Source organism: Pseudovibrio sp. W74 (assembly GCF_001623085.1).
Taxonomy (GTDB): Bacteria; Pseudomonadota; Alphaproteobacteria; order Rhizobiales; family Stappiaceae; genus Pseudovibrio.
On the sequence record NZ_LMCJ01000002.1, the window covers coordinates 147,814 to 168,632 of the forward strand.

18 protein-coding genes and 1 pseudogene are annotated in these 20,819 nt (G+C 53.4%); 4 read left to right on the forward strand and 15 right to left on the reverse strand.

What is annotated here, in order from left to right:
- Window positions 1-11 precede the first annotated feature (11 nt).
- The 4 genes from PsW74_RS01440 to PsW74_RS01455 form a co-directional block, all read right to left on the reverse strand.
- Window positions 12-1,220 carry an acetyl-CoA C-acetyltransferase gene (locus tag PsW74_RS01440; protein WP_057461429.1) on the reverse strand — a complete coding sequence of 403 codons (1,209 nt, stop codon included), beginning with the start codon at window positions 1,218-1,220 and terminating at the stop codon, window positions 12-14.
- Between the two features lie 70 nt (window positions 1,221-1,290).
- Window positions 1,291-2,874 carry an AMP-binding protein gene (locus tag PsW74_RS01445; protein WP_063287515.1) on the reverse strand — a complete coding sequence of 528 codons (1,584 nt, stop codon included), beginning with the start codon at window positions 2,872-2,874 and terminating at the stop codon, window positions 1,291-1,293.
- A 96-nt stretch (window positions 2,875-2,970) separates the two neighbouring features.
- Window positions 2,971-3,588, reverse strand: a complete 618-nt coding sequence (locus PsW74_RS01450; RefSeq protein WP_208987780.1) for a TetR/AcrR family transcriptional regulator — start codon at window positions 3,586-3,588, stop codon at window positions 2,971-2,973.
- Window positions 3,589-4,144: 556 nt separating this feature from the next.
- On the reverse strand, window positions 4,145-5,164 hold the full coding sequence (locus PsW74_RS01455) for a LacI family DNA-binding transcriptional regulator (RefSeq protein ID WP_208987781.1): 1,020 nt from the start codon (window positions 5,162-5,164) through the stop codon (window positions 4,145-4,147).
- A gap of 263 nt (window positions 5,165-5,427) precedes the next feature.
- Here PsW74_RS01455 and PsW74_RS01460 point away from each other — a divergent pair, with 263 nt between their 5' ends.
- The 4 genes from PsW74_RS01460 (at window position 5,428) to PsW74_RS01475 (ending at window position 10,030) form a co-directional block, all read left to right on the forward strand.
- Window positions 5,428-6,231 carry a TIM barrel protein gene (locus PsW74_RS01460; protein ID WP_063287718.1) on the forward strand — a complete coding sequence of 268 codons (804 nt, stop codon included), beginning with the start codon at window positions 5,428-5,430 and terminating at the stop codon, window positions 6,229-6,231.
- Window positions 6,232-6,333: 102 nt separating this feature from the next.
- The gene (locus tag PsW74_RS01465; RefSeq protein WP_063287514.1) at window positions 6,334-7,251 is read left to right on the forward strand and encodes a sugar ABC transporter substrate-binding protein; all 918 of its coding nucleotides are present in this window, start codon (window positions 6,334-6,336) and stop codon (window positions 7,249-7,251) included.
- A 168-nt stretch (window positions 7,252-7,419) separates the two neighbouring features.
- On the forward strand, window positions 7,420-8,958 hold the full coding sequence (locus PsW74_RS01470) for a sugar ABC transporter ATP-binding protein (RefSeq protein WP_063287513.1): 1,539 nt from the start codon (window positions 7,420-7,422) through the stop codon (window positions 8,956-8,958).
- A gap of 58 nt (window positions 8,959-9,016) precedes the next feature.
- On the forward strand, window positions 9,017-10,030 hold the full coding sequence (locus PsW74_RS01475) for an ABC transporter permease (protein WP_063287512.1): 1,014 nt from the start codon (window positions 9,017-9,019) through the stop codon (window positions 10,028-10,030).
- Between the two features lie 124 nt (window positions 10,031-10,154).
- Here the strand turns inward: PsW74_RS01475 and PsW74_RS01480 are convergent, their stop codons facing one another.
- The 11 genes and pseudogenes from PsW74_RS01480 to PsW74_RS29590 all read right to left on the reverse strand — a co-directional run.
- Window positions 10,155-11,216: a Gfo/Idh/MocA family oxidoreductase gene (locus PsW74_RS01480; RefSeq protein ID WP_063287511.1), complete on the reverse strand. Its 1,062-nt coding sequence runs from the start codon at window positions 11,214-11,216 to the stop codon at window positions 10,155-10,157.
- A gap of 132 nt (window positions 11,217-11,348) precedes the next feature.
- The gene (ugpC, locus tag PsW74_RS01485) at window positions 11,349-12,434 is read right to left on the reverse strand and encodes a sn-glycerol-3-phosphate ABC transporter ATP-binding protein UgpC (RefSeq protein WP_063287510.1); all 1,086 of its coding nucleotides are present in this window, start codon (window positions 12,432-12,434) and stop codon (window positions 11,349-11,351) included.
- Window positions 12,435-12,445: 11 nt separating this feature from the next.
- Window positions 12,446-13,297, reverse strand: a complete 852-nt coding sequence (locus PsW74_RS01490; protein WP_206599540.1) for a carbohydrate ABC transporter permease — start codon at window positions 13,295-13,297, stop codon at window positions 12,446-12,448.
- Window positions 13,298-13,306: 9 nt separating this feature from the next.
- On the reverse strand, window positions 13,307-14,245 hold the full coding sequence (locus tag PsW74_RS01495) for a sugar ABC transporter permease (RefSeq protein WP_063287509.1): 939 nt from the start codon (window positions 14,243-14,245) through the stop codon (window positions 13,307-13,309).
- The gene (locus tag PsW74_RS01500) at window positions 14,245-15,504 is read right to left on the reverse strand and encodes a sugar ABC transporter substrate-binding protein (protein WP_063287716.1); all 1,260 of its coding nucleotides are present in this window, start codon (window positions 15,502-15,504) and stop codon (window positions 14,245-14,247) included. Before PsW74_RS01500 ends, PsW74_RS01495 begins: the two co-directional genes overlap by 1 nt.
- Before the next feature lie 28 nt (window positions 15,505-15,532).
- The gene (locus PsW74_RS01505; protein WP_063287508.1) at window positions 15,533-16,696 is read right to left on the reverse strand and encodes a PLP-dependent transferase; all 1,164 of its coding nucleotides are present in this window, start codon (window positions 16,694-16,696) and stop codon (window positions 15,533-15,535) included.
- Entirely contained in the window at window positions 16,693-17,418 is a 726-nt protein-coding gene (locus PsW74_RS01510; RefSeq protein WP_057461439.1) for a FadR/GntR family transcriptional regulator, read from the reverse strand. The genes PsW74_RS01505 and PsW74_RS01510 overlap by 4 nt, the downstream gene beginning before the upstream one ends.
- Before the next feature lie 328 nt (window positions 17,419-17,746).
- Window positions 17,747-18,232 (reverse strand): hypothetical protein, encoded by a 486-nt coding sequence (locus PsW74_RS01515; protein WP_063287507.1) that lies wholly within the window; start codon window positions 18,230-18,232, stop codon window positions 17,747-17,749.
- A gap of 214 nt (window positions 18,233-18,446) precedes the next feature.
- Window positions 18,447-18,884, reverse strand: coding sequence for a glyoxalase superfamily protein (locus tag PsW74_RS01520; RefSeq protein ID WP_057461441.1), 438 nt, complete (start codon window positions 18,882-18,884; stop codon window positions 18,447-18,449).
- 192 nt (window positions 18,885-19,076) lie between these two features.
- Window positions 19,077-20,228, reverse strand: a complete 1,152-nt coding sequence (locus PsW74_RS01525; RefSeq protein WP_063287506.1) for a DSD1 family PLP-dependent enzyme — start codon at window positions 20,226-20,228, stop codon at window positions 19,077-19,079.
- A 96-nt stretch (window positions 20,229-20,324) separates the two neighbouring features.
- Window positions 20,325-20,819: pseudogene (locus tag PsW74_RS29590) on the reverse strand (transketolase); the annotation flags it as partial.

Sequence of the window (20,819 nt, forward strand, 5' to 3'; positions counted from 1 at the left end):
GGTCTTCCCCGTTATACGCGCTCAACGATGGACGCGATGCCCATGCCGCCACCAACACACATGGTGATCAAGGCACGCTTCTGGTTCCTGCGTTCCAGCTCGTCAATCATGGTGGAAACCAGCATGCCGCCGGTTGCGCCCAGTGGGTGACCCATAGCGATCGCCCCGCCAACCACGTTCAGCTTCTCGTCCGGTACATTGAGGTCCTTCTGCAGACGCATCATGACAGAGGCAAAAGCCTCATTGATCTCAACCAGATCAATATCGTCAATGGTCAGGCCAGCCTTGGCGAGTGCCTTCTTGGAAGCTGGTCCCGGTCCGGTGAGCATGATGGTTGGATCAGACGCAGTCACAGCAACCGAGAGCACGCGGGCGCGAGGTGTCAGACCCATGTCCTTACCGGCCTGCTCACTGCCGAGCAGGATCAAGGACGCTCCATCTACGATGCCGGAGGAGTTGCCCGGAGTGTGGACGTGGTTGATTTTTTCAACTTCCGGATAGCGCGCCAGAGCAACAGCATCAAAGCCCATTGCCCCGTGCTTTTCAAAGCTTGCACGCAAAGAGCCGAGGGTCTGCATGTCTGTTTTCGGTTTGATGAAGTCGTCTTTTTCTAAAACAATGATGCCGTTCTCGTCTTTGACCGGCACAACGGATTTGTCGAACCAACCGTTATCGCGTGCGTGCGCTGCCCGTTGCTGGCTGGCAACGGCTGCTGCGTCCACATCATCACGGCTCCAGCCCTCAATAGTGGCAATCAAGTCTGCACCAATGCCTTGCGGCACGAAGCCTGTGGCGAGCACGGTTTCAGGGTCTTCGCTGAACGGTCCACCATCAGTGCCCATAGGCACGCGGCTCATGCTTTCATAGCCGCCTGCGCAGATCATATCTTCCCAGCCGGATGCAATACGCGCTGCGGCGGTGTTGAAGGTATCCAGGCCAGAGGCGCAGAAACGGTTGACCTGAGCGCCAGCCACGGTCTGGTCCCAGCCCGCTTTCTGCAGAGCGATTTTTGGCAGAACAGCGCCCTGTTCGCGCACCGGGGTTACGCAGCCCATCACGACATCATCCACCCGGGAAGTGTCGAGGTCGTGTCGGCCCTGCATTTCGGAGAGCAGGGTGGTCACCAGATTGATTGGTTTGACTTCGTTGAGGGATCCATCCGGCTTTCCTTTGGAACGCGGAGTGCGGATCGCATCATAAACGTATGCTGTCGTCGCCATGTGTTTCTACCGTGTCTTGTGATCTTCAAACAGATTAAGGACCGGGGCAACCAGGTCGCCCCGATTGAACTCATGCAATTTCGCGGTTCTGATCTTCCCAGAACGGTTCGCGAAGTTTGTTCTTTAAAACTTTGTTCATGGCAGAGAGTGGCAGCTCTTCTACCAGAGACATGGAGCGCGGGCATTTATAGCCAGCAATGCGCTCTTTTGTGTGGGCGCGGATCTCTTCAAAAGTCGGGGTCTTGCCTTCCTTTGCTACAATCACCGCATGAACAGCCTCACCGTAGGTCTCGTCAGGAATGCCGATCACCGCCACCATCGACACATCCGGATGCGTGGAGATCGCACTTTCCACCTCGGCGGTGTACACGTTCTCTGCACCTGTAATGATCATGTCCTTGAGCCGGTCTTTCAGCGAGAGGATACCCATGTCATCCACCATGCCGACGTCACCTGTGCGGTAACCGCCATTGCGCAGCACGGCTGCTGTCTGGCCCGGAGCGTTGTAATAGCGCTTCATGACAGCTGGAGAATACAGCACCACCTCACCAATTGTGTTGGTTGGCAGTTCATTGCCGTCCTCATCTTCAATGCGCAGTTGGATGAGCGGCGAGGCGGCCTGCCCGGCGGCACCAAAGCGCATGAGTTCGCCTTCGTGAAATTGCCTTGCAAGGAACGTCGCCGCCCCAGCCTCTGTCATGCCGTAAACCTGCATGAGATCGGTCTTTGGAAATTTCTCCTGAATCAGCTTCAGCAGAGCCTCAGAAATAGGCGAGGCGCCGTAATAAAGCTGTGACACACGCAAGAAGTCTTCAGAGTTAAACTCCGGAGCGTACATCAGCATCTGGAACATGGCCGGTGCCATGAGGAAGGACGAGACGTCGAAGTTCTTAACCGCAGCCACCACAATATCCGGACGGAACATCGGCACTATCAAAGACGGCTTGTTCTGGATGAGGCGAGCCAGCAGCAGGCCATAACCAGAAAGATGGAACAGCGGCATGACCAGAAGCGCAGGTCGGTCATGGTAAGGAACGCCGTTGGCAGCAACAATGTTGGCACTGGCGAGCATGGAACTATGGGTGTGAACGACACCTTTCGGGAATCCGGTGGTGCCGCCGGTGTAGCTCATGAAGCACTCAGTCTCCACATCACGGCCCAGCTCCAGCGCAATCGGCTCACTCAGGCAATCTGCATAGGCTTTGGTGCCTTCAGGCTGCTCCTTCTCTCCCACATGGATGAAATGCTTCAGGCTATCCGCACGCTCTTTGATGGCCGCCACCATAGGCGAGAACGTGTCGTCATAAACGATGGCCTCCATGCTGGAGTGGCCGATCGCATAAAGCATCTCTTCTGCAGACCAGCGGATGTTGAGCGGAACGGAGATCATGCCCGCAATCATGGTGCCGATCATCGCTTCCACATACTCAGCGGAATTGAGGCTGAGAATGGCAACGCGGGCGCCCGGCTCAAGGCCAAGGTCTTGCAGACCTTTTGCAAACTGGCGAGTGCGCTTCGCAAACTGCGGATTGCTGAAGGTGCGACCGCCAAGGTCTTTAAACAACGGAATACCGGTGTCCACCTTCTGCAGATGGTTCACGAGCATATCAAAATTCATGGCACCTGCCGGCACCCCAGTATGTGTTCCAACCATAATCCCCTCCCAAGTCATAGGTTGAACAGCGCAGATGTGCGCTGTGCGTTTTAAAATGTGACGCCTGTTCTCCTCGTGGTGCGCTGATTTTGGCGCTTATTGTTTTTCAGGCAATGATGGTATCAATGAATACGCTGCCGGTTTCAGCAGAGTGATATCGAGGCTTGGATGCAGTTTTTGCTGCAGTGCTACCCCAAGCAAATAACTTCCGATGGAAACGGCCTGAATGGCTGAATCCAGATCCTGCGGGAACACGCCCTCCGCTTTGCCGCGCTCCAGATAAGAGACAAGCAGCCGCTTTACGAACTCGTGTGCGCGTTTCACCGCATCTCCTAAAAGAGCATAATCTGTAACGCTGCCCGCCATCAGTGCGAAATAAGCCTGATAGCTGGGCTTGTTCTGCAAATCCTCAAAGTGAATGTCGATATACTGCCGGATCGCCTCCCTCGCGTTTGTCTCCGGTGGAATCTGCCGGGTAACGTGTGCCTCGGTCTCGCTCACCATGCGGTCGATCAGCTTGACGAACATCTCGTCTTTTTTGCCAAGCCGTTGAATGGTGAGACCGCGGCTGTACCCCGCTTTCAGGCCGATGCTCTCGCAGGTCGCCATCTGAACACCTTCCGCGTTGATGATGCTCACCAGCGCGTCAAAAAGCTTGCGTTCAGATTCCTCCCGCCGTTCTGCCTGTGTCTTCTTCTTTTCCAAATCAGCCAACATTCACTCATTTTAATTGTTGAACGTTTAGCAAATAAACTGAAGTGAATCCATGACGCAAACGTCAGATCATCAATGAATGAGCCTAAGGAATAAGAGGAGGCGATTGCAACTGACAGGAATTGAGGGTCACTCTTGCATCTCTGCTTTGCATATGATGAGCGCGGACGATGCCCTGCACCCAGCAGCAGGAAAGAGCGAGCATTCACTCATCAAAGCGACTGTCACTCTTGCAGCCTCATTGATCCCATCAGGGAACGAGACCGGTAGGCCCGCATACTATTTACAGCACAAACACAAACTGCCTGAGGGGACACCTCAATTTTGATGTGAATAACATCAGAACTAGTACGTATAGCGGAACTACGGATCGAACTTATCCGACCACCCTGCCATGATGCCACTCTGCACATGGGCACAATATGAACGCTAAATGCCAGATATGCGTTGTTTTTCCTGGGATTTGAGATGATTCAAACGCACAATATCGTGGAAAATATATTCCATTCCTTAGAATGGCAGTCTAATTCATCCAAATATTTGCATCATAAATACATCAGATGTTGAAGCGCGTCTTCAAAACGGGTGGTAAAGCCCCGTATTCTGGTTGAATCCCATCAGGAAAATCCTTTTGCCACCTAATGAGTTTGATGCACCGTTTCAGCTCGGTTTCCATATCGTGTGTAATTACGAAATCCATCTGATCATTCTCAAGCAGCTTGCGTGAGTTTTCGTTCAACTCATGGCCGACAAAGGTGATCGGCGAACCCAGCTCACCAATTGCTTTTGCGATGCCCGTATTTCCGCCAGCAACATTGTAAATACCAAGTGGCCTTGCGCCTTCATCCAATCGCTTTTTGAACAACTGATAGACGGTCTCCGCATCATCGTTTGAATTGATAATCTCGGAAATAGTGATATTCGGGTAATCCTTGCGCAGCAATCGCCGGAAACCAGTCTCCCGCCCTTCCTGACAGTGGTAATGCGCACTGGTTGCAAGGAAGACTTCGCCTGTTTTGCCGCCAGAGAGTTTCCCCAGCAATTGGGCCGCACACAGGCCTGCTGCGATCTGATCCATCCCAACGTAACCAAGGTGTTTAGGGCTTTGCTGGTCTGTTGTCAGGCAGATCACCGGCGTTCCGGTTTCGCTAATTTCTTCAATAGCGCGGGTGATAGCGGGATGTTCACGCACAGCGATAATAATGCCGTCATATTTGCTTACCCAGGAGATCATCCGCTCTGAAAACACACTCGGTTCAAAGTCTTTGGTGTGCGAAGAAAAGCGCTTGAACCGCACATTGGGATCGTCCCCGTAGCGCTGATCCACCAGTCCCATAAGCTCTTCAATGAAACTTGTTCCAGAATCCACCAGCAACCCAACGGTTATTGGAGAAACTTTTTCCAAGGCAACCTCTTCGGGCTCTTTCAGCTCCACCAGTGCCTTGTGAACCAGCCCCACTTTGACCTTGGAAACACCACCCCGTTTATTGAGGACACGGTCAACTGTAGCGGTCGAAACACCTGCCTTGTTTGCAATGTCCAACACACTCGGATTCTGCCAGCTGCCACGCCTCATATATATCACCTTTGATTGTTAAGCCATCAAAACGATCAATCCTGACACCGAAATTCACATTTTGACTTCACGGGAGCAAACCTTCCAAAATATTGAAATGATGGAATATTCGTTCTCTCACCCCGATTTTACATGTAATTTCAGACTCTAAATTGACAGGTACCAGTACTTACATATGATCTTTAGCAGATCAAATTGATGTTTATACATCGGACATTGGGAGAAGTCGTTTGTCGGGAAACATCAACTTCGCGTTGAACCATATGCTTGCACCTCAAATGACGCTGGACGCGTTTTTTGGCATGGCTGCCTCCATGGGGATCAATGCCGTAGAAATCCGCAATGACATTGCTGGCAATCCGTTTGAGCAGAAAACACCAGCAGAAGACGTCAAAGCACTCGCTGAAAAGCATAGCGTCGAAATCATCAGCATCAATGCCCTTCAGCGTTTTAACGAGTGGTCAGATATTCGTCTTGCTGAGGCAAACGAACTCATCGGCTTTGCTGAGCGGTGTGGTTCCAAAGCTCTCGTCATGTGCCCGGTCAACGACCATGATTATGGCAAGAGCGATGATGAGCTGGCGGCAAACCTGCGCCAATCTCTGACAGAACTTAAACCACTGCTGGAGACCGCTGGGATCACCGGCCTCGTGGAGCCTCTGGGCTTTCCGCAGTGCTCTTTGCGCCGCAAGGCGGATGCTGTTGCAGCAATCCGCGATGTGAACGGGGAGGGTGTGTTCAAGCTGGTGCATGACACATTCCACCATCACCTTGCAGAAGAAACAGAGTTCTTCGCGGACCAGACAGGCCTCATGCACATTTCCGGTGTGGAAGATCCAGACCTTTCCATTGCGCAAATGTTGGATGATCACCGTCTGTTGGTGGGGGAAGCTGACCGTTTGGGCAACGCCGCACAAATCAAAACCATGCTTGCCAACGGGTACACAGGTCACGTGTCTCTGGAGCCATTTTCTCCAGTTGTGCATGCCCTTGAAAACGTGGTGGACGCCACGCAGGCAAGCTTTGATTTCCTGAAAAAAGAACTGCAGGCGGCAACCGCTGCCTGATCATCCAGGCGACTGATTTCGCTAAATAAATTGGCGTAGATGGGGATCCGCGCCAACCTAATCTTGGGAGAAGTGCCAGTTTTCGGCACGGAGGAGGAAGTAATGAAACGTACTCTATTGGCTCTAGCTGCATCGGCAATGATGACAACCAGCGTCATGGCTGAGAACATCGGCGTTTCAATGGCCTATTTTGATGATAACTTCTTGACCATCCTGCGCAACGCGATGGGTGACGAAGCAGCCAAAGCTGACGGCGTTGAAATTCAGTTTGAAGACGCACGCGGCGACATCGGTAAGCAGATCGACCAGGTACAGAACTTTGTTGCACAGGGCGTTGATGCGATCATCGTGAACCCGGCTGATACATCCGCAACACCGCGCATCACCAAACTGGCCAACAGTGCCGGCATTCCACTTGTTTACGTAAACCGTAAGCCAGAAGACAAAGAACTGCCTGAAAAGGTTGTGTTCGTGGGCTCTGACGAAGTTGTTGCTGGTCGTTTGCAGATGGAAGAACTGGCCAAGCAGATGGGTGGCAAAGGCAACGTTGCTATCATGCTCGGCGAACTGGCGTCCAACGGCACACGTGGCCGTACACAGGGCGTTAAAGAAGTTCTTGGCAGCTACCCGGACATCAAGGTTGTTGAAGAGCAGACTGCTGACTTCCAGCGTTCTGAAGCAATCGACCTGATGAACAACTGGATCGTGTCTGGCACCAAAATCGACGCTGTTGCTGCAAACAACGACGAAATGGCTCTGGGCGCTCTGATCGCCATGAAGCAGGCTGGCATTGCGTCCAGCGACATCGCAGTTGCTGGTGTTGATGCTACTCCAGATGCACTCGTTTCCATGGACCGTGGCGAAATGTTCGCAACTGTATTCCAGGACGCTAAAGGCCAGGGCGCAGGCTCTGTGAAAGCTGCTTTGAAGCTGGCTCGCGGCGAAAAAGTGGACACCATCGTTTGGATCCCATTCAAGCTGGTAAACAAAGCAAACCTTGGCGAGTTCCTCAACAAGTAAGCAGCTGAGCGGAAGGCTTTAGAGCCTTCCGCCTTGCTCTGGCGCGCGTTCCATTCCCTTGGCTTTATCCAGTGACAGGAATGCGCCCAGCCTCCAAGTGATCAAGCTTCCGGGCCAGGCACCCGGAAGCCCCTCACACTGCCAGCAGAAAAATGGAGTTCACGGACTGTGAGTTTAAGCACACAAGAGGCGGTACGTGAGAATAAGGGTGCCGCAGCCCCACAAAAATACCTGCTAGAAGTCGATAGTGTGCGCAAGGAGTTCCCCGGTGTTGTTGCACTGGATGATGTGAACCTGCGCATCCGACCCGGCACAGTTCATGCCCTCATGGGAGAAAACGGGGCGGGCAAATCCACCCTGATGAAGATTATTGCAGGCATCTATCAACCAGACCGCGGAGAAGTTCGTCTGGGTGGCAAACAGGTCCACATGACCACGCCGCTGGATGCGCTGGAACAGGGCGTTGCCATGATCCATCAGGAACTCAACCTGATGCCGTTCATGACAATTGCCGAAAACATCTGGATCCGCAGAGAGCCGCTGACGAAGCTCGGGTTTGTTGATCATAAAGCGCTGCGTGACAATACAAAAAAGCTGTTCGACCAGCTGAACATCAATCTGGATCCGGAAACTGAAGTTCGTGACCTGTCCATCGCCAACCGTCAGATGGTCGAGATTGCAAAAGCGATTTCCTATGAATCTGATGTGCTGATCATGGACGAGCCAACGTCCGCTCTGACAGACCGCGAAGTTGAGCACCTGTTCCAGATCATCGCGAGCCTGAAGGCAGAGGGAAAAGGCATCGTCTACATCACTCACAAGATGGACGAAGTCTTCGAGATCGCTGATGACGTGTCCGTCTTCCGCGATGGCAAATACATCGGCACCGACCTTGCCAACAATCTGGACAGTGATCAGCTCATCCGCATGATGGTGGGCCGCGAGATCACCCAGATGTTCCCGAAAGAGGAAGTGCCAATCGGTGATGTGGTCCTTTCTGTGAAGGATCTGTGTCTGGACGGCGTGTTCGAGAACGTGAACTTCGATCTGCGTGCAGGTGAAATTCTCGGCGTTGCAGGTCTGGTGGGCTCAGGTCGCACCAACGTGGCAGAGACCATCTACGGCGTGACCCCGGCAACGGGGGGCAGCATCAGCGTGTTCGGCGAGACGGTTAAGATCAAAACGCCAGCAGAGGCCATGGGTCATGGTATGGCGTTGCTGACCGAGGACCGCAAGGACACCGGTCTGTTCATGATGCTCGACATTCAGGAGAACATGCAGATCGCGCTTCTCAGTCAGGATCATGTGAAGGCCGGTTTTGTGGCCGAAAGCGCAGTCTCCAAGCTGTGCACGGAAATGAGCGAAGCCCTTCGCGTTAAAACACCGGGCATGAACGAGCGCATCGAGAACTTGTCTGGGGGCAACCAGCAGAAGGTTCTGATTGGTCGCTGGCTGCTGACCAAACCTCGCATCCTCATCCTGGATGAGCCAACCCGCGGCATTGACGTGGGCGCCAAGGCTGAAATCCATAAGCTCATTACCAAACTGGCAGGTGAGGGCGTTGCTGTTCTCATGATCTCCTCCGAGATGCCGGAGGTGCTGGGCATGAGTGACCGCGTGATGGTGATGCATGAAGGACATGTCACCGGAATTCTGGATCGAGCTGAAGCAGATCAGGTCAGCGTTATGCGCCTTGCTTCCAACTAAGAGTTTTCATGCGCGGCAGCTTTAAGCGCCCGACGCAGAGATTGAAAGGACTTGCCAGATGGCAAATGCAACTGATGTAGCTGAGACAAATGCTCCAGCTCGAAAACTGCCGGTAGAAGCTAACATCTTCCTCGTACTGATCGGCATTGCAGTCTTTTTTGAAATTCTGGGCTGGATTGTGAAGGGTGACACCTTCCTGTTCAACCCACAGCGCCTGCTGATTATGGTTCTGCAGGTTTCCATCATCGGCCTTCTGGCCATTGGCGTGACGCAGGTGATCATCACCGGCGGTATTGACCTGTCCTCAGGCTCAGTGCTTGCGCTTTCGGCCATGGTTGCCGCCAGTTTTGCGCAAACCTCTGACTATACCCGTGCCGTCTTTCCAATGTTCACGGACATGCCGTTCCTCGTACCAGTATTGGCTGGTATCGCCGTCGGGGCCTTAGCCGGGTTCATAAACGGGTCGTTGATAGCCTACACGGCCATCCCTCCGTTTATCGCAACTCTGGGCATGATGGTAACAGCGCGCGGTTTAGCACGTTACTACACCAAAGGTCAGCCGATCAGCCTGCTTTCTGAAGAATACATGTGGCTCGGTTCCGGCACCATTCCGGTGATCATCTTTCTGATGGCCGCGTTTATCTTCCACATAGCCCTGCGCTTCACCCGCTACGGCAAATTCACCTATGCAACTGGTGCAAATGTTCAGGCGGCAAAAGTCTCCGGCATCAACGTTGGCCGTCACCTGATCAAAGTGTACACCCTTGCTGGTTTGCTGGCTGGTCTTGGCGGTGTGGTTGCCGCAGCACGAGCTGGCAGTGGACAGGCGGGTATGGGCCTTGCATATGAGCTTGACGCCATCGCTGCAGCTGTTATTGGCGGAACAAGTCTTGCAGGCGGCGTTGGTCGCATCACAGGCACCGTCATCGGAACCATTATTCTGGGTACAATGATGAGTGGTTTCACGTTCCTTGGTATTGATGCTTACATCCAGGACATCGTGAAAGGTGGTATCATTGTAGCTGCAGTGGTTGCGGATCAATATCGCCAGCGCAAGCGGGCCAAGGTCTGATCAAACCGCGAAAGAATTTAGGCTAAAACCTCCCACGGATGATGCCTAATACCCGAGCAGGAGAGCCCTCGTCCGGCCTCCTGCTCATTTTTTATCTGCAAAGTTTTGGGCAGCGAACCACCTGTCAGATGTAGGCCTTCGACAGTTCCGCCTCGCGCACATCAACCTTTGATCCGGTGCGTGAAGAGCTCTCAATCGCCTCAATGAGCGCATGCACCATCAACGCATCATGGCCAGTTACTTTCGGGTCGCGGTGCTCAATGATGCTGAGGGCGAAATCGTCAATAAGATCCCGGTGCCAGTCGCATGGAAACGCCATTGGGTTAGCCCCGCCACCCGTTCCATCCTTCGTCCCACTGCGTTCACCAAACACATCGATAGACCCGTCGCGATACGTCACCGTCAGCTTGCTGCCTTCCAGATGGGCAGAGGCCTTTGAACCATCCAGCACAAGCGTTTCTTTTACATCGGGAAAGGTAGCCGTGGTCGCCATGATGGACCCGACAGCTCCGCTGTGAAACTCAATACCAGCCGTGGCGAAATCCTCTGCTTCCATCTTATGTGCCGTGGTCGTTGCACACATGGCCTGCAAGGACTTTGCCGGGCCGGTCAGGCTCAGCATCAGGTCCAGCACATGAATGGCCTGCGTGATCAGCACACCGCCGCCATCGCGTGCATAGGTGCCCCGGCCTGACTGATCATAATAGGCCTGATCCCGCCACCACGGGATGTTCGCCCGTACCAGATGGATATCGCCCAAAGCCCCATCTGAAAGCAACGTCCTCAGTTGCTTTGCACCTTCGCGGAAACGGTGCTGAAACACGACACCGTATTTGATGCCTGCATAATCGCAGAGTTCCACTAGCTCAGCCGCCGCGTCATAGGTCCGTTCCAGCGGTTTTTCTGTCAGGATGTGTTTGCCTGCACCGGAGAACAGCTCAACCAGTTCGTGGCGTTGATCGGGTGGGGTCAGCAGAAGGACCGCGTCAATCTCCGGATCGCTGGCAATCTGCTCAGGGCTGTCAAAGCATGGCCAGCCATATTGCTCAGAGACAGCCTCTGCCCTGGCCTTTGTTCGGGTATAGAAACCTGCGACTTCAATGTGATTTCTCAGCAGGTCAAGCGCTTCCAGATGTGGTTTTGCGGCCATTCCCAAACCAACGACGGCCAGACTGATCGAGGGCATTCAGAGGAATTCCTTCTGCGGTACATATATCAGGCAGTATTTATACCAGTTTAGGTTGCCCCAGAAGAACGTGGAAACCCTGAGCCCAGAAAAACGGTTCGTTGCCGCAGCAACGAACCAGTTCAGGGGAACTTATACAGGAGACTCCAGCCGCATTTCCGTCCGAGCATCAAACATATGCAGCTTTTCTTTAATGTAAGACACGTGAACCTGCGTGCCTTCAGCGATATCAGGCCGGTCGAGTGTGAAGATTTTAAGGCTGTCTTGTCCAACACGCACATGAACCAGCGTGGAAAGACCCATGGGCTCAATCAGATCCACAGTTGCCGGGAGGCTTGCCGGGCCTTCCTCTACAATCATCAAATGCTCTGGTCTCACGCCCAGAATAACGTCCATCCGATCCCTCAGGCCCGCGCTTTCCGGCAGGATAATCTGGTGTCCCTGATCTGTCTGAAGGTGATATCCGTCACCAGATGCCGAGGCTGTGCCCTTAATAAAGTTCATGGCTGGAGACCCGATGAATGAAGCCACAAAAACATTGGCTGGCTTGTCGTAGATTTCCAGCGGCGTGCCAACCTGCTGAATATATCCATCATGCATGGCGACGATTCTGTCGGCCATGGTCATGGCTTCAATCTGATCGTGTGTCACATAAATAGACGTGGCATTGAGCTTGCGATGCAACTTCCGGATTTCCGAGCGCATTTGCTCGCGAAGGCGCGCATCCAGATTGGAAAGCGGCTCATCGAACAAAAACGCTTGCGGGTCACGCACAATCGCCCGCCCCATAGCAACGCGCTGACGTTGACCGCCGGAGAGCGCTTTGGGGCGCCGTTCCAGAAGACCGTTCAGACCAAGAATACTGGAGACACCATTGACGGCGCTGGCGATCTTTTCCTTCGGTGATTTGCGAAGGGTCATCGCATAGCTGATGTTCTCCTCCACACTCATATGCGGATAGAGCGCATAAGACTGGAACACCATGGCAATGTCCCGATCCCGCGGCGGTAGATCATTAATGATCCGCTCGTTAATGGAGATTGAGCCGGATGTCACTTCCTCCAGCCCCGCAATCATACGCAGCAAGGTGGATTTGCCACAGCCAGACGGGCCAACCAGCACAATGAACTCACCATCCTGAATGTTCAGATCGATCCCATGCAAAACAGCGGTGTTTCCGTAGGATTTGGTTGCCTCGGTGATTTGAATAGAAGCCATAGGGTACCTCGTTATCCTTTGACCGCACCGGCGGTAAGACCCTGCACCAGATAACGCTGGATGAGGAAGAAGAAGATTGCCGCTGGAATGAGCGCCAGGAAGCCCGCTGCCATCATCTGCCCGAAATCGACAGAGAACTTGGAGACGAACGTGAGCAACCCAACCGGGAAGGTGACTGCATCCGGACTGCTGACCAGCATGAGCGCAAAGAGCAGCTCGCTCCACGCTGCGGTGAACACAAAGCCAAGCGTGGCTGCAATGCCCGGCAGGGTAAGCGGGAAGATGATCTTCACCAGCGCCCCAAAGCGGGTATTGCCGTCAATCATGGCTGCTTCTTCAAGGTCTTTGGGAATGCCATCAAAAAACGACTGCATCAGAAAGGTCGCAAACGGAACGTTGAAGGCCGTGTAGACCACCACAAGTCCAAGCAGACTGTCCGTCAGCCCCAGCGGCGTGAGAATGCGGAAGATCGGTGCAATCAGCATGACCAGCGGGAACATCTGTGTGACCAGCATCAGCACGATGATGACTGCCTTACCGCGATAATGAAACCGTGAGAATGAATAGCCTGCCGCCGCTGCAATCAGCGTGGAAATGAAAGCGGTTGAGCCTGACACGATAGCCGAGTTGATAAAGAACTGCGGAAAGTCCGTATCTGTCATCACCTGCGTGAAGTTGGTCCACGTCATTTCTGAGGGCCACATGCGGATGCCCTCTGAGTAAAGCAGTTTAGTCGGTGTCACCGCGACCTTGAACAGCCAAAAAAGCGGAAACAGCGCAAAGAACAGATAGCAGGCGAGCAGGCCGTAATGAACACTCCAGTCCACCACCCGTTGGCCCTTTGATTTTGCATAGTATGCCATAACAGAGCCTCAGGTTTCGCGCAGCAGACTGCGTCTGATGAAGATGATGGAGACGGCATAGGCCATCAACAGAACCAGCAGCACTGCCGCAATTGCGGAGGCATAGCCAAAGTCCAGACGGCGGAAAGCCTGCGTGAAGATGTAACTGGAGACGATCTGCGTTGAATCTGCCGGACCACCATTCGTCATGACGATGATGAGATCCGCAAAGTTGGCGATCCAGATGGTGCGCAGCATCAGCGTAATCGCGATGGTTGGCGCTAGAAACGGCAGCGTGATGCTGACAAACTGCTGCTTGCGGCTCGCGCCATCGATGGATGCGGCCTCGTAAATCTCACCTGGAATGGATTGAAGCGCAGCCAGCAAAGTGATCGCAAAAAATGGGATACCGAACCAAATGTTGGCAACGATGGGTCCCCACATGGCGAGGTCAGGATCTGAGAGAATATTGGTTGGTTCGTTCAGGATGCCGAGCGCAAACAGCCATTGGGGCAGGGGGCTGATGACTGGATTGAACATCCATGCCCAGTTGAGGCCAGACAGGAATGCAGGCACCGCCCATGGCAGAAAAACAAGCGACTGGATGATGCGCCGTCCCGGAAAAGTGCGGTTGAGCAGCAGAGCGAGCGTTAACCCCAGAAAGAACTGAAAGAACAGTGAGCTGACTGTCCACCAGAAGGTATTGTAAAGGGCGTTATGGAAGTTCTGGTCGTGCCAGACCGCCTCAAAATGCGCAAAGCCCACATAACCGCCACTGAACGGATTGAGGATGCGGATATCTCTGACTGTGTAGGTCAGGCCAACCACCAGCGGCACCATCATCACAGTCACCAACAGCACAATGGCAGGGGCTGCGTAAAAGTAGGGCTCAAATCGGGATAGGAATCTGCGGGAAGTCACACCCTGCCGACTGGCAGGGTGTGTTCCAAGGTCTGTGGCAGCTGTCATCACTGTTTAGCCAGCCACTTTTTCTGTGCTGTTGTGAGGTACTCCCCCCACTCCTTGCCAAGCTCTTCCGCAGACTTGCGACCCAGCAGAGCCTCCTGACTGGTGCGGATGGAGATGGAATCTTTGAAGAACGCAAATTCTTCAAGATGTGTTGGCATTGTCAGCGGGTGGACGTCCGGATCGGACAGCTCTTCAAACCAACCAGCAAACTGCGGCGTGTTGTAGTGCGGATCACTTTCTGCATCTTTGTAGATCGGCAGAGTTCCCACACGCTTGGACCACTCAAGGTTCGCATCACGGCTTTGAAGCTTCGCAATCAGCTTCCAGGAGGCGTCTTTGTCTTCGCTGTCAGCAAACATGGACCAGCCCGCATACCCGATGGTTGGGTAGGCCTTGCCATTTGGACCTTTTGGCATAGTGGTCACACCGAAATCATTCGGGTCCATGCGCTGCGAAATGCCAATCAGTGCATCCGGGTCCTGATCAAGCATGGCACATGTGCCGGAGTAGAAGCCTGCCACGATCTCGTTGAAGCCCCAGTTCAGGCTGTCTTTTGGTGCAAGACCATCCTGATAGAGGTCCACCATGAACTGTGCACCCTTGATCCACGCATCCGTGGACATGATGCTGTTGCCTTCCTCATCAAAGAACTGATCTGTGCCAGCTGCCGTTGCCCCAAAAACGGCCCAGCCATTCAAACCGCCGGAACCACCGCGCAGACAGAAGCCGTACTTGCCGGGAAGAGCCGATACTTTTTCAGCTGCATCACGGAAGTCATCCAATGTCACAGGTGGTTTTTCAACACCCGCTTCCTTGAAGAGCTTCTTGTTGTAGAACATGGCGCGCAGATAGAAACCGTAGGGCAGCATGTAAGCTGTACCGGAACCACTGCGTGCCATCTCAATGGTGCGGGCATTCAGCTTGTCGGTGCCATCCCAGCTCTTCAGGTAGGGCTCAAGGCTTTCCAAAGCGCCGTTATTGGCATAAAGCGCAGCCCATGTGTCTGGCATTTCAACCACATCCGGTGTCTGACCAGCAGAAACCATGGTCGCGAACTTCTCGAAAGCCTGCCCCCAGGGCAACGAGATGATTTCGACATTGGTGCCCGGATTTTCCGCTTCAAACTCCGAAACAATACTCTGCAAAACCTTGGTACGTTCCGGGCTTGTGATCACTTCCACCAGTCGAAGATTGGTTTCAGCAGCTGCCGGACCTGCAATAGCTGTTGCCACAAGACTTGCGGCCAATAATTTCTTCAAACTCATAATTGCCTCTCCTCTAGCAATGTTATTCTGATGCTGCCCCTAACGCTTCTTCGAGGTCCCCCCAGAGATCCTCAGGGTCTTCAAGGCCAACATTCAGGCGAACGACGTGCGGTGACACGCCAAAGAATGCGGTTGAATTTGGTCCTCCCGATTGAATGAGAGAGGCCTGCGCAGGGCAAATCAGGCTTTCATGCCCGCCCCAACTCACACCCATTTTGAAAATTTTCAGGTGATTACACAGTGCTTCGACGCTGACATTGTCTGCCAGTTCAATTGAAAAGAGACCGGAAGTTCCACGCAGACCCGGATGGGCCTTATTCTGGAACGCCGGATGAAAAACAGTTTTCACGAGAGGATGTTCAGCCAGTCGCTTGGCAATCTCCATCCCAGCCTGCTCATGGGCTTTCATGCGGATTGGCAGTGTCCGCAGGCCGCGCAACAACAACCACGCCTCAAACGGTGCAATCTTGCCGCCCAGATACTGGGTCACTTCCCCGCGGATTTGCGCCACACGCGCAGCAGACGTTGCGATCACCCCCGCAACCACATCACTGTGGCCGCTGATGTACTTGGATGCTGAATGGACCACAATATCGCAGCCCAGCTTGATCGGGTTCTGGAAGATGGGTGAAGCCCAACTGTTGTCGATGATCGTTGTGACACCAGCTTCCCTGGCTCGGGCGCACAACGCTTTCACATCATGGGCCTCCATGATCCAGCTGGTCGGACTTTCCAGATAAAACAGAGTATGCCCGGGCAAGGCAGCTTCAACCGTCGCCAAATTGCCGCCATCGATGTAATCAACGCTCACACCAAACTTGCGCAGGAAGATTTCAAAGAAACGGAAAGTGTCCGGATAAACATGTTTGACGGACAGGATCCGGTCACCGGGCTTCACCACAGACAGGATTGCGGATGAAATAGCGGCCATACCACTGGAAAGCGCCAGTGCATCTTCAGCGCCCTCCAGCTTGGCAATCTTCTCCTCAAAAGCACGGACGGTTGGGTTGATCCCGCGCGTATAAACCGGGCGGTTGATCTTACCCGCGAAGGTTTCACACATCTCCTGATAGGAAGAGAACGTGAAAAGCGAGTTTTGAAAAATCGGTGGCACGACTGCATCCGCAAAGGATGTTTCATCATGCGCCACGATTGTTGCTGTGTCCTCCCCCCACAGGTCGATCATACTGCGTCCGTTTCCTGTGCCATTTGCACAATATCTTCTTCAACCACGCTCAAAATTTCCAAGGTATGTTTGCGGGCCATCTCCGTGTCTCCAGCGGCAATGGCGTCAAATAATTGTCGGTGAAAAGGAAAAGACCGTCCGGCAAAATCTTTGCGGTCGAACGGCATATCAAAAAAGCTCTCAAAAGATTCCCGCATCTGCTGCAACAATTGCTCAAACAGCGGATTGCCTGCAGCGCGGTAAATAGACAGGTGAAACTCAAGGTCTTCCGGGCCAGCCGTGCCGTTGAGATGATGGACCGACTCCATATGCTCTAACTTGGTGCGCATCTCGTCAATCTCTTCCGGCGTCGCCCGCTTGGCTGCCAGTATAGAGGCCTCAACTTCAAGTGCCCGGCGCACTTCCAGCGTTTGCAACAGGCCATCGCGCTTGGTTGCAATGGACAGTGGCAGGTAAACGGTTTTCTCCGAGAGCGGGCGCTTCAAGTATGTCCCTGACCCACGGCGGATCTCCACGATCCCCAATGCTTGCAAATGGCGGATCACCTCACGAATGGACGAGCGGCCAACCTTCAGGCCGTTCATCAGCTCTCGTTCCGTGGGCAATCTGTCACCGGGCTGCAAGCCTTCCTCCACGATGAAATCTGTCAGCGACTGCAGAATTGCGTCGCTTCTGTCCTCGGTCTTGATTGGCCGAATTTTATTGTTGGATGGGCTTGGCACATTAGGCTCCGCACAGATGTCTATTTGATTTCGTCTGCCATCAGACGTCAGACCAATTTTAGAAACAGGAATCTGTGCTTGTAAATACCTACTGTGCACAACCACTGATTTATCGCAGTGCACCCAGAGGGAAACCTGTGAGATATCAGAGAGCTGCGGCGGATATATTAATGTGGTAGGAGGCGGATGGTTTGGAGGGAATTATAGAAGAGATTGGCCTGCACGGACGCAGACTCGTCCATTGCAATTGGTAATGAAATCAATTTGAAGGCTTCAGCTCACAAACACGAGCCGCACAATATTTTAAGAAGCGCTTTCTATTTCAAGCCTAATGCATGCTTCCGCCTGAGCTCTTTTTCAGAATATCAGTCAGCACATGACACGGTACAGGCAGCATGACTTGACCGAGGGATTTGAGGGTCTCGGCGAAGTTCGCAGCAGCTTGCTCTACTTCTTCGCATCTTTGCGGACAGGTAATGTGCTGTAGGCACAGCTCAACGGTGTCGACATCATGTTGCAAGCCAGCAATCAGGCCCATGGTCAGGCATTCTTCAACACAAAGATGCTGAGAATCATAAGGGTAGGAGCGTAGTGGGCAGGCTGCGCAGCGCTTGAGTGTGCGCACGTATTGAGACAGGCTGGCGAGCGCTACTCCTGCATTTTGATGCCCAAGAACTTCGCTATAAAGGTCCCATGCCATTTCCCAGGGTGTGATGGAACCTGTCTCGAAGCCGGATGACCAGCGGCGATAGCCTTCCAGAACCAGTCGTTCCGGTTGGCGTTCCAGGTAAACATCATTTGCCCCAACATCCATGGCCAGCGCCTCTTTCGTGCATCTGGCGATTGTATCACACCGCCAGCAATTTAAATATGAGTATCACAGTATAGTTTAATTGAGCACGGATATTCAAGCAACAGTTTCACCTCACCAAGCATTTTGCGGTTGAGATCGCATTGATGCACAGGGTGGTTGTGTCCACTGGGAAACCGGGAGGCGTCACGTCTCCCGGTTCTTTTGCGAGGTAAGATTAGAGCCCTGTTAGAACCATGTGCGGTTCGCCATCAGAGGTCTTTTCGCTCGTCATGCCATCCGCATTTACGGTGCAGGTCACTCGTTGACGATACGCAGAAAAGCTCTTGAAACTCACCACATCAACCGGCTCATCAAAGTGCAATGTCAGCCGCACCCGGTGGGCTGCGACGGAGCTTTGAACGCCTAGAACCTCGGCAGCAAACCGACGTCCAAGATACTTGCCGGCAACCCTGTCACCGGGCCGCAGAAACGACACAGGTGGACGGTTGCCAACGGCAGCATAAAGGGTGTTCCAGTCCTTATAGCCTTGTTGGCGAGCAATAAGCTCCAGTGTCTGGGAGTGCGAAATTGTTTCGCCGCGTTTTTCCAGCGCAGCACGCAATTGCTTCGCTTGCGTTTTTAACGCGGAAAGGGAAGGAAGAGATCCGTTCATTTCATAGCCTCAAACTATGCGGGATCAACTTGATGGAGCTCGCATTGCCACCAACCCGCTTGTCTGGGCTGAAGTCGCATCTTTTGTTTCAGGCTTCACCATGAGCATTGCTCTGCGAGCGGCAGGGGCCTGATCCCTTGCCGCGCAACCTACAGAGGATGGATGTTGCTGTCAAACCAAGGTTCTGCACGCCTAGTAAAACTTACCACGGGCTGTCACCTGCCAAAGCGTTTCCACGACACCGTCACGTACACCCACATACCAGTCATGCAGGTTACAGGTCGGGTCGCAATGCCCAGGAACGAGCTTGATCTTATCGTTGATCTTCAACGAGTTTTGCGGATCCTTCAGGACGCCATGCTCATCTGAATAATCAAGACTTTGCAGGTCAGGTCTCTCAAACACAGTCGGCAGCCCGGAATCGATGCTGTGTGCCTTCAGCCCTGCATCGCAAACGGCTTGCCCATCGATGTCAGTGGACATGATCGAAGTCAGCAGGAACAGGGCATGCTCAAAAGCAGGTAAGTGCTTGCCATCTTTGTCTTTCACTTTGCGGTAGTCCGCATCCATGAAGAGATAGGACCCGCATTGCAACTCGTTGAACACACCGGAGGCTGCTTCAAACGGGTATGAGCCAGTCCCTGCGCCGCCAACGATATCACAGTGGATCTCTTTGCTTTCCAGCAGGTCTACAGCATCCTTGGTGATCGTGATTGCCGTATCCAGCAGCGCTTTTCGATCAGCATAATCATAGGCATGTTGTGCAGCGCCCTGATAAGACTGAATGCCCGCAAACCGTAAGTTGGCTGCTGCGATGATTGCAGTTGCCAGCTCCAACACAGCAGCGCTATCTGCCACGCCGCACCGGGCACCACCACAATCCAGTTCCACCAGAACTTCCAGCTGTGTTGCGTGTTTGACTGCGGCTTGAGAGAGATCTGCAATATTAGCCAGATTGTCCGTGCAGACTAGGATACGTGCACCAAGCTTGGGAAGCTGTGCCAAACGATCAATCTTGTAGGGATCACAAACCTCGTTGGACACCATAATGTCAGCGAGGCCTGCTCTCGCCAGAGCCTCTGCTTCGCTCGCCTTTTGGCAGCACACGCCGCAAGCATTGCCTCGCTCTATCTGTAGTTTTGCAACTTCAGCAGACTTATGCATTTTGCAGTGAGCGCGATGGCGAACACCATACTTGGCAATCTCATCACGCATTTTCAGCAGGTTATGATCAAAGGCATCAAGATCAACAATCAAAGCAGGCGTTTGCACATCATCCAGCTTCATTCCCGGTAGGGCAGGGATGTCATAGCCAAGCGTGTACTGGGAAAGATCAGAGGTCACAGCGAAGTCCTTGCAGCAGGCATGAGTTCAATAAGAACGAAATTGAACAGTAAAACGGCAGAAGCAATGCACCACACACCGCTTCCGCCTGCAAGTCTAGCCCGCCTTGATGTAGCGAATCTTGCCACCTGTCGAAATCGTTTCAGCCGCCCGCAAAATGGATTGGGTGTCGATGCCGTAATGAGCATAAAGATCGGCAATGGTGCCAGTCTGACCAAAGTGCTCCACACCAAGTGTGCGGATCGTGTTGCCTTTCACCGCACCAAGCCATGCAAGGGTGGCAGGGTGCCCATCCAGCACTGTAATGAGCGAGCAGTTGTCCGGCACATCATCAAACAAGCGCTCAATGTGGCTGCGCGCATGCATTGCCCCACGGTCCCGAGCGCGCTGCGCAGCTGTCCAACCAGCATTGAGGCGGTCAGCAGACGTGATTGCCAGCAGACCAACATCACGGCGGTCTTCCGCCATCATCCCAACAGCGTTGATTGCCTCTGGTGCGACGGCACCGGTGTACGCGATCACAACTTCTGCATTCGGTCCCGGCTTGCGCAGCCAATAAGCGCCATCGACAATGTCCTGTTCGTCTTCAGG

What these genes read in the sequence shown, in the direction of transcription:
- PsW74_RS01465 (WP_063287514.1), top strand. Translation starts at nt 6,334, where the DNA reads ATGAAACGTACTCTATTGGCTCTAGCTGCATCGGCAATGATGACAACC.
- PsW74_RS01505 (WP_063287508.1), bottom strand. Translation starts at nt 16,696, where the DNA reads ATGATCGACCTGTGGGGGGAGGACACAGCAACAATCGTGGCGCATGAT.
- PsW74_RS01490 (WP_206599540.1), bottom strand. Translation starts at nt 13,297, where the DNA reads ATGGCATACTATGCAAAATCAAAGGGCCAACGGGTGGTGGACTGGAGT.
- PsW74_RS01520 (WP_057461441.1), bottom strand. Translation starts at nt 18,884, where the DNA reads ATGAACGGATCTCTTCCTTCCCTTTCCGCGTTAAAAACGCAAGCGAAG.
- PsW74_RS01455 (WP_208987781.1), bottom strand. Translation starts at nt 5,164, where the DNA reads ATGAGGCGTGGCAGCTGGCAGAATCCGAGTGTGTTGGACATTGCAAAC.
- PsW74_RS01475 (WP_063287512.1), top strand. Translation starts at nt 9,017, where the DNA reads ATGGCAAATGCAACTGATGTAGCTGAGACAAATGCTCCAGCTCGAAAA.
- PsW74_RS01515 (WP_063287507.1), bottom strand. Translation starts at nt 18,232, where the DNA reads ATGGATGTTGGGGCAAATGATGTTTACCTGGAACGCCAACCGGAACGA.
- ugpC (WP_063287510.1), bottom strand. Translation starts at nt 12,434, where the DNA reads ATGGCTTCTATTCAAATCACCGAGGCAACCAAATCCTACGGAAACACC.
- PsW74_RS01460 (WP_063287718.1), top strand. Translation starts at nt 5,428, where the DNA reads ATGCTTGCACCTCAAATGACGCTGGACGCGTTTTTTGGCATGGCTGCC.
- PsW74_RS01445 (WP_063287515.1), bottom strand. Translation starts at nt 2,874, where the DNA reads ATGGTTGGAACACATACTGGGGTGCCGGCAGGTGCCATGAATTTTGAT.
- PsW74_RS01480 (WP_063287511.1), bottom strand. Translation starts at nt 11,216, where the DNA reads ATGCCCTCGATCAGTCTGGCCGTCGTTGGTTTGGGAATGGCCGCAAAA.
- PsW74_RS01495 (WP_063287509.1), bottom strand. Translation starts at nt 14,245, where the DNA reads ATGACAGCTGCCACAGACCTTGGAACACACCCTGCCAGTCGGCAGGGT.
- PsW74_RS01440 (WP_057461429.1), bottom strand. Translation starts at nt 1,220, where the DNA reads ATGGCGACGACAGCATACGTTTATGATGCGATCCGCACTCCGCGTTCC.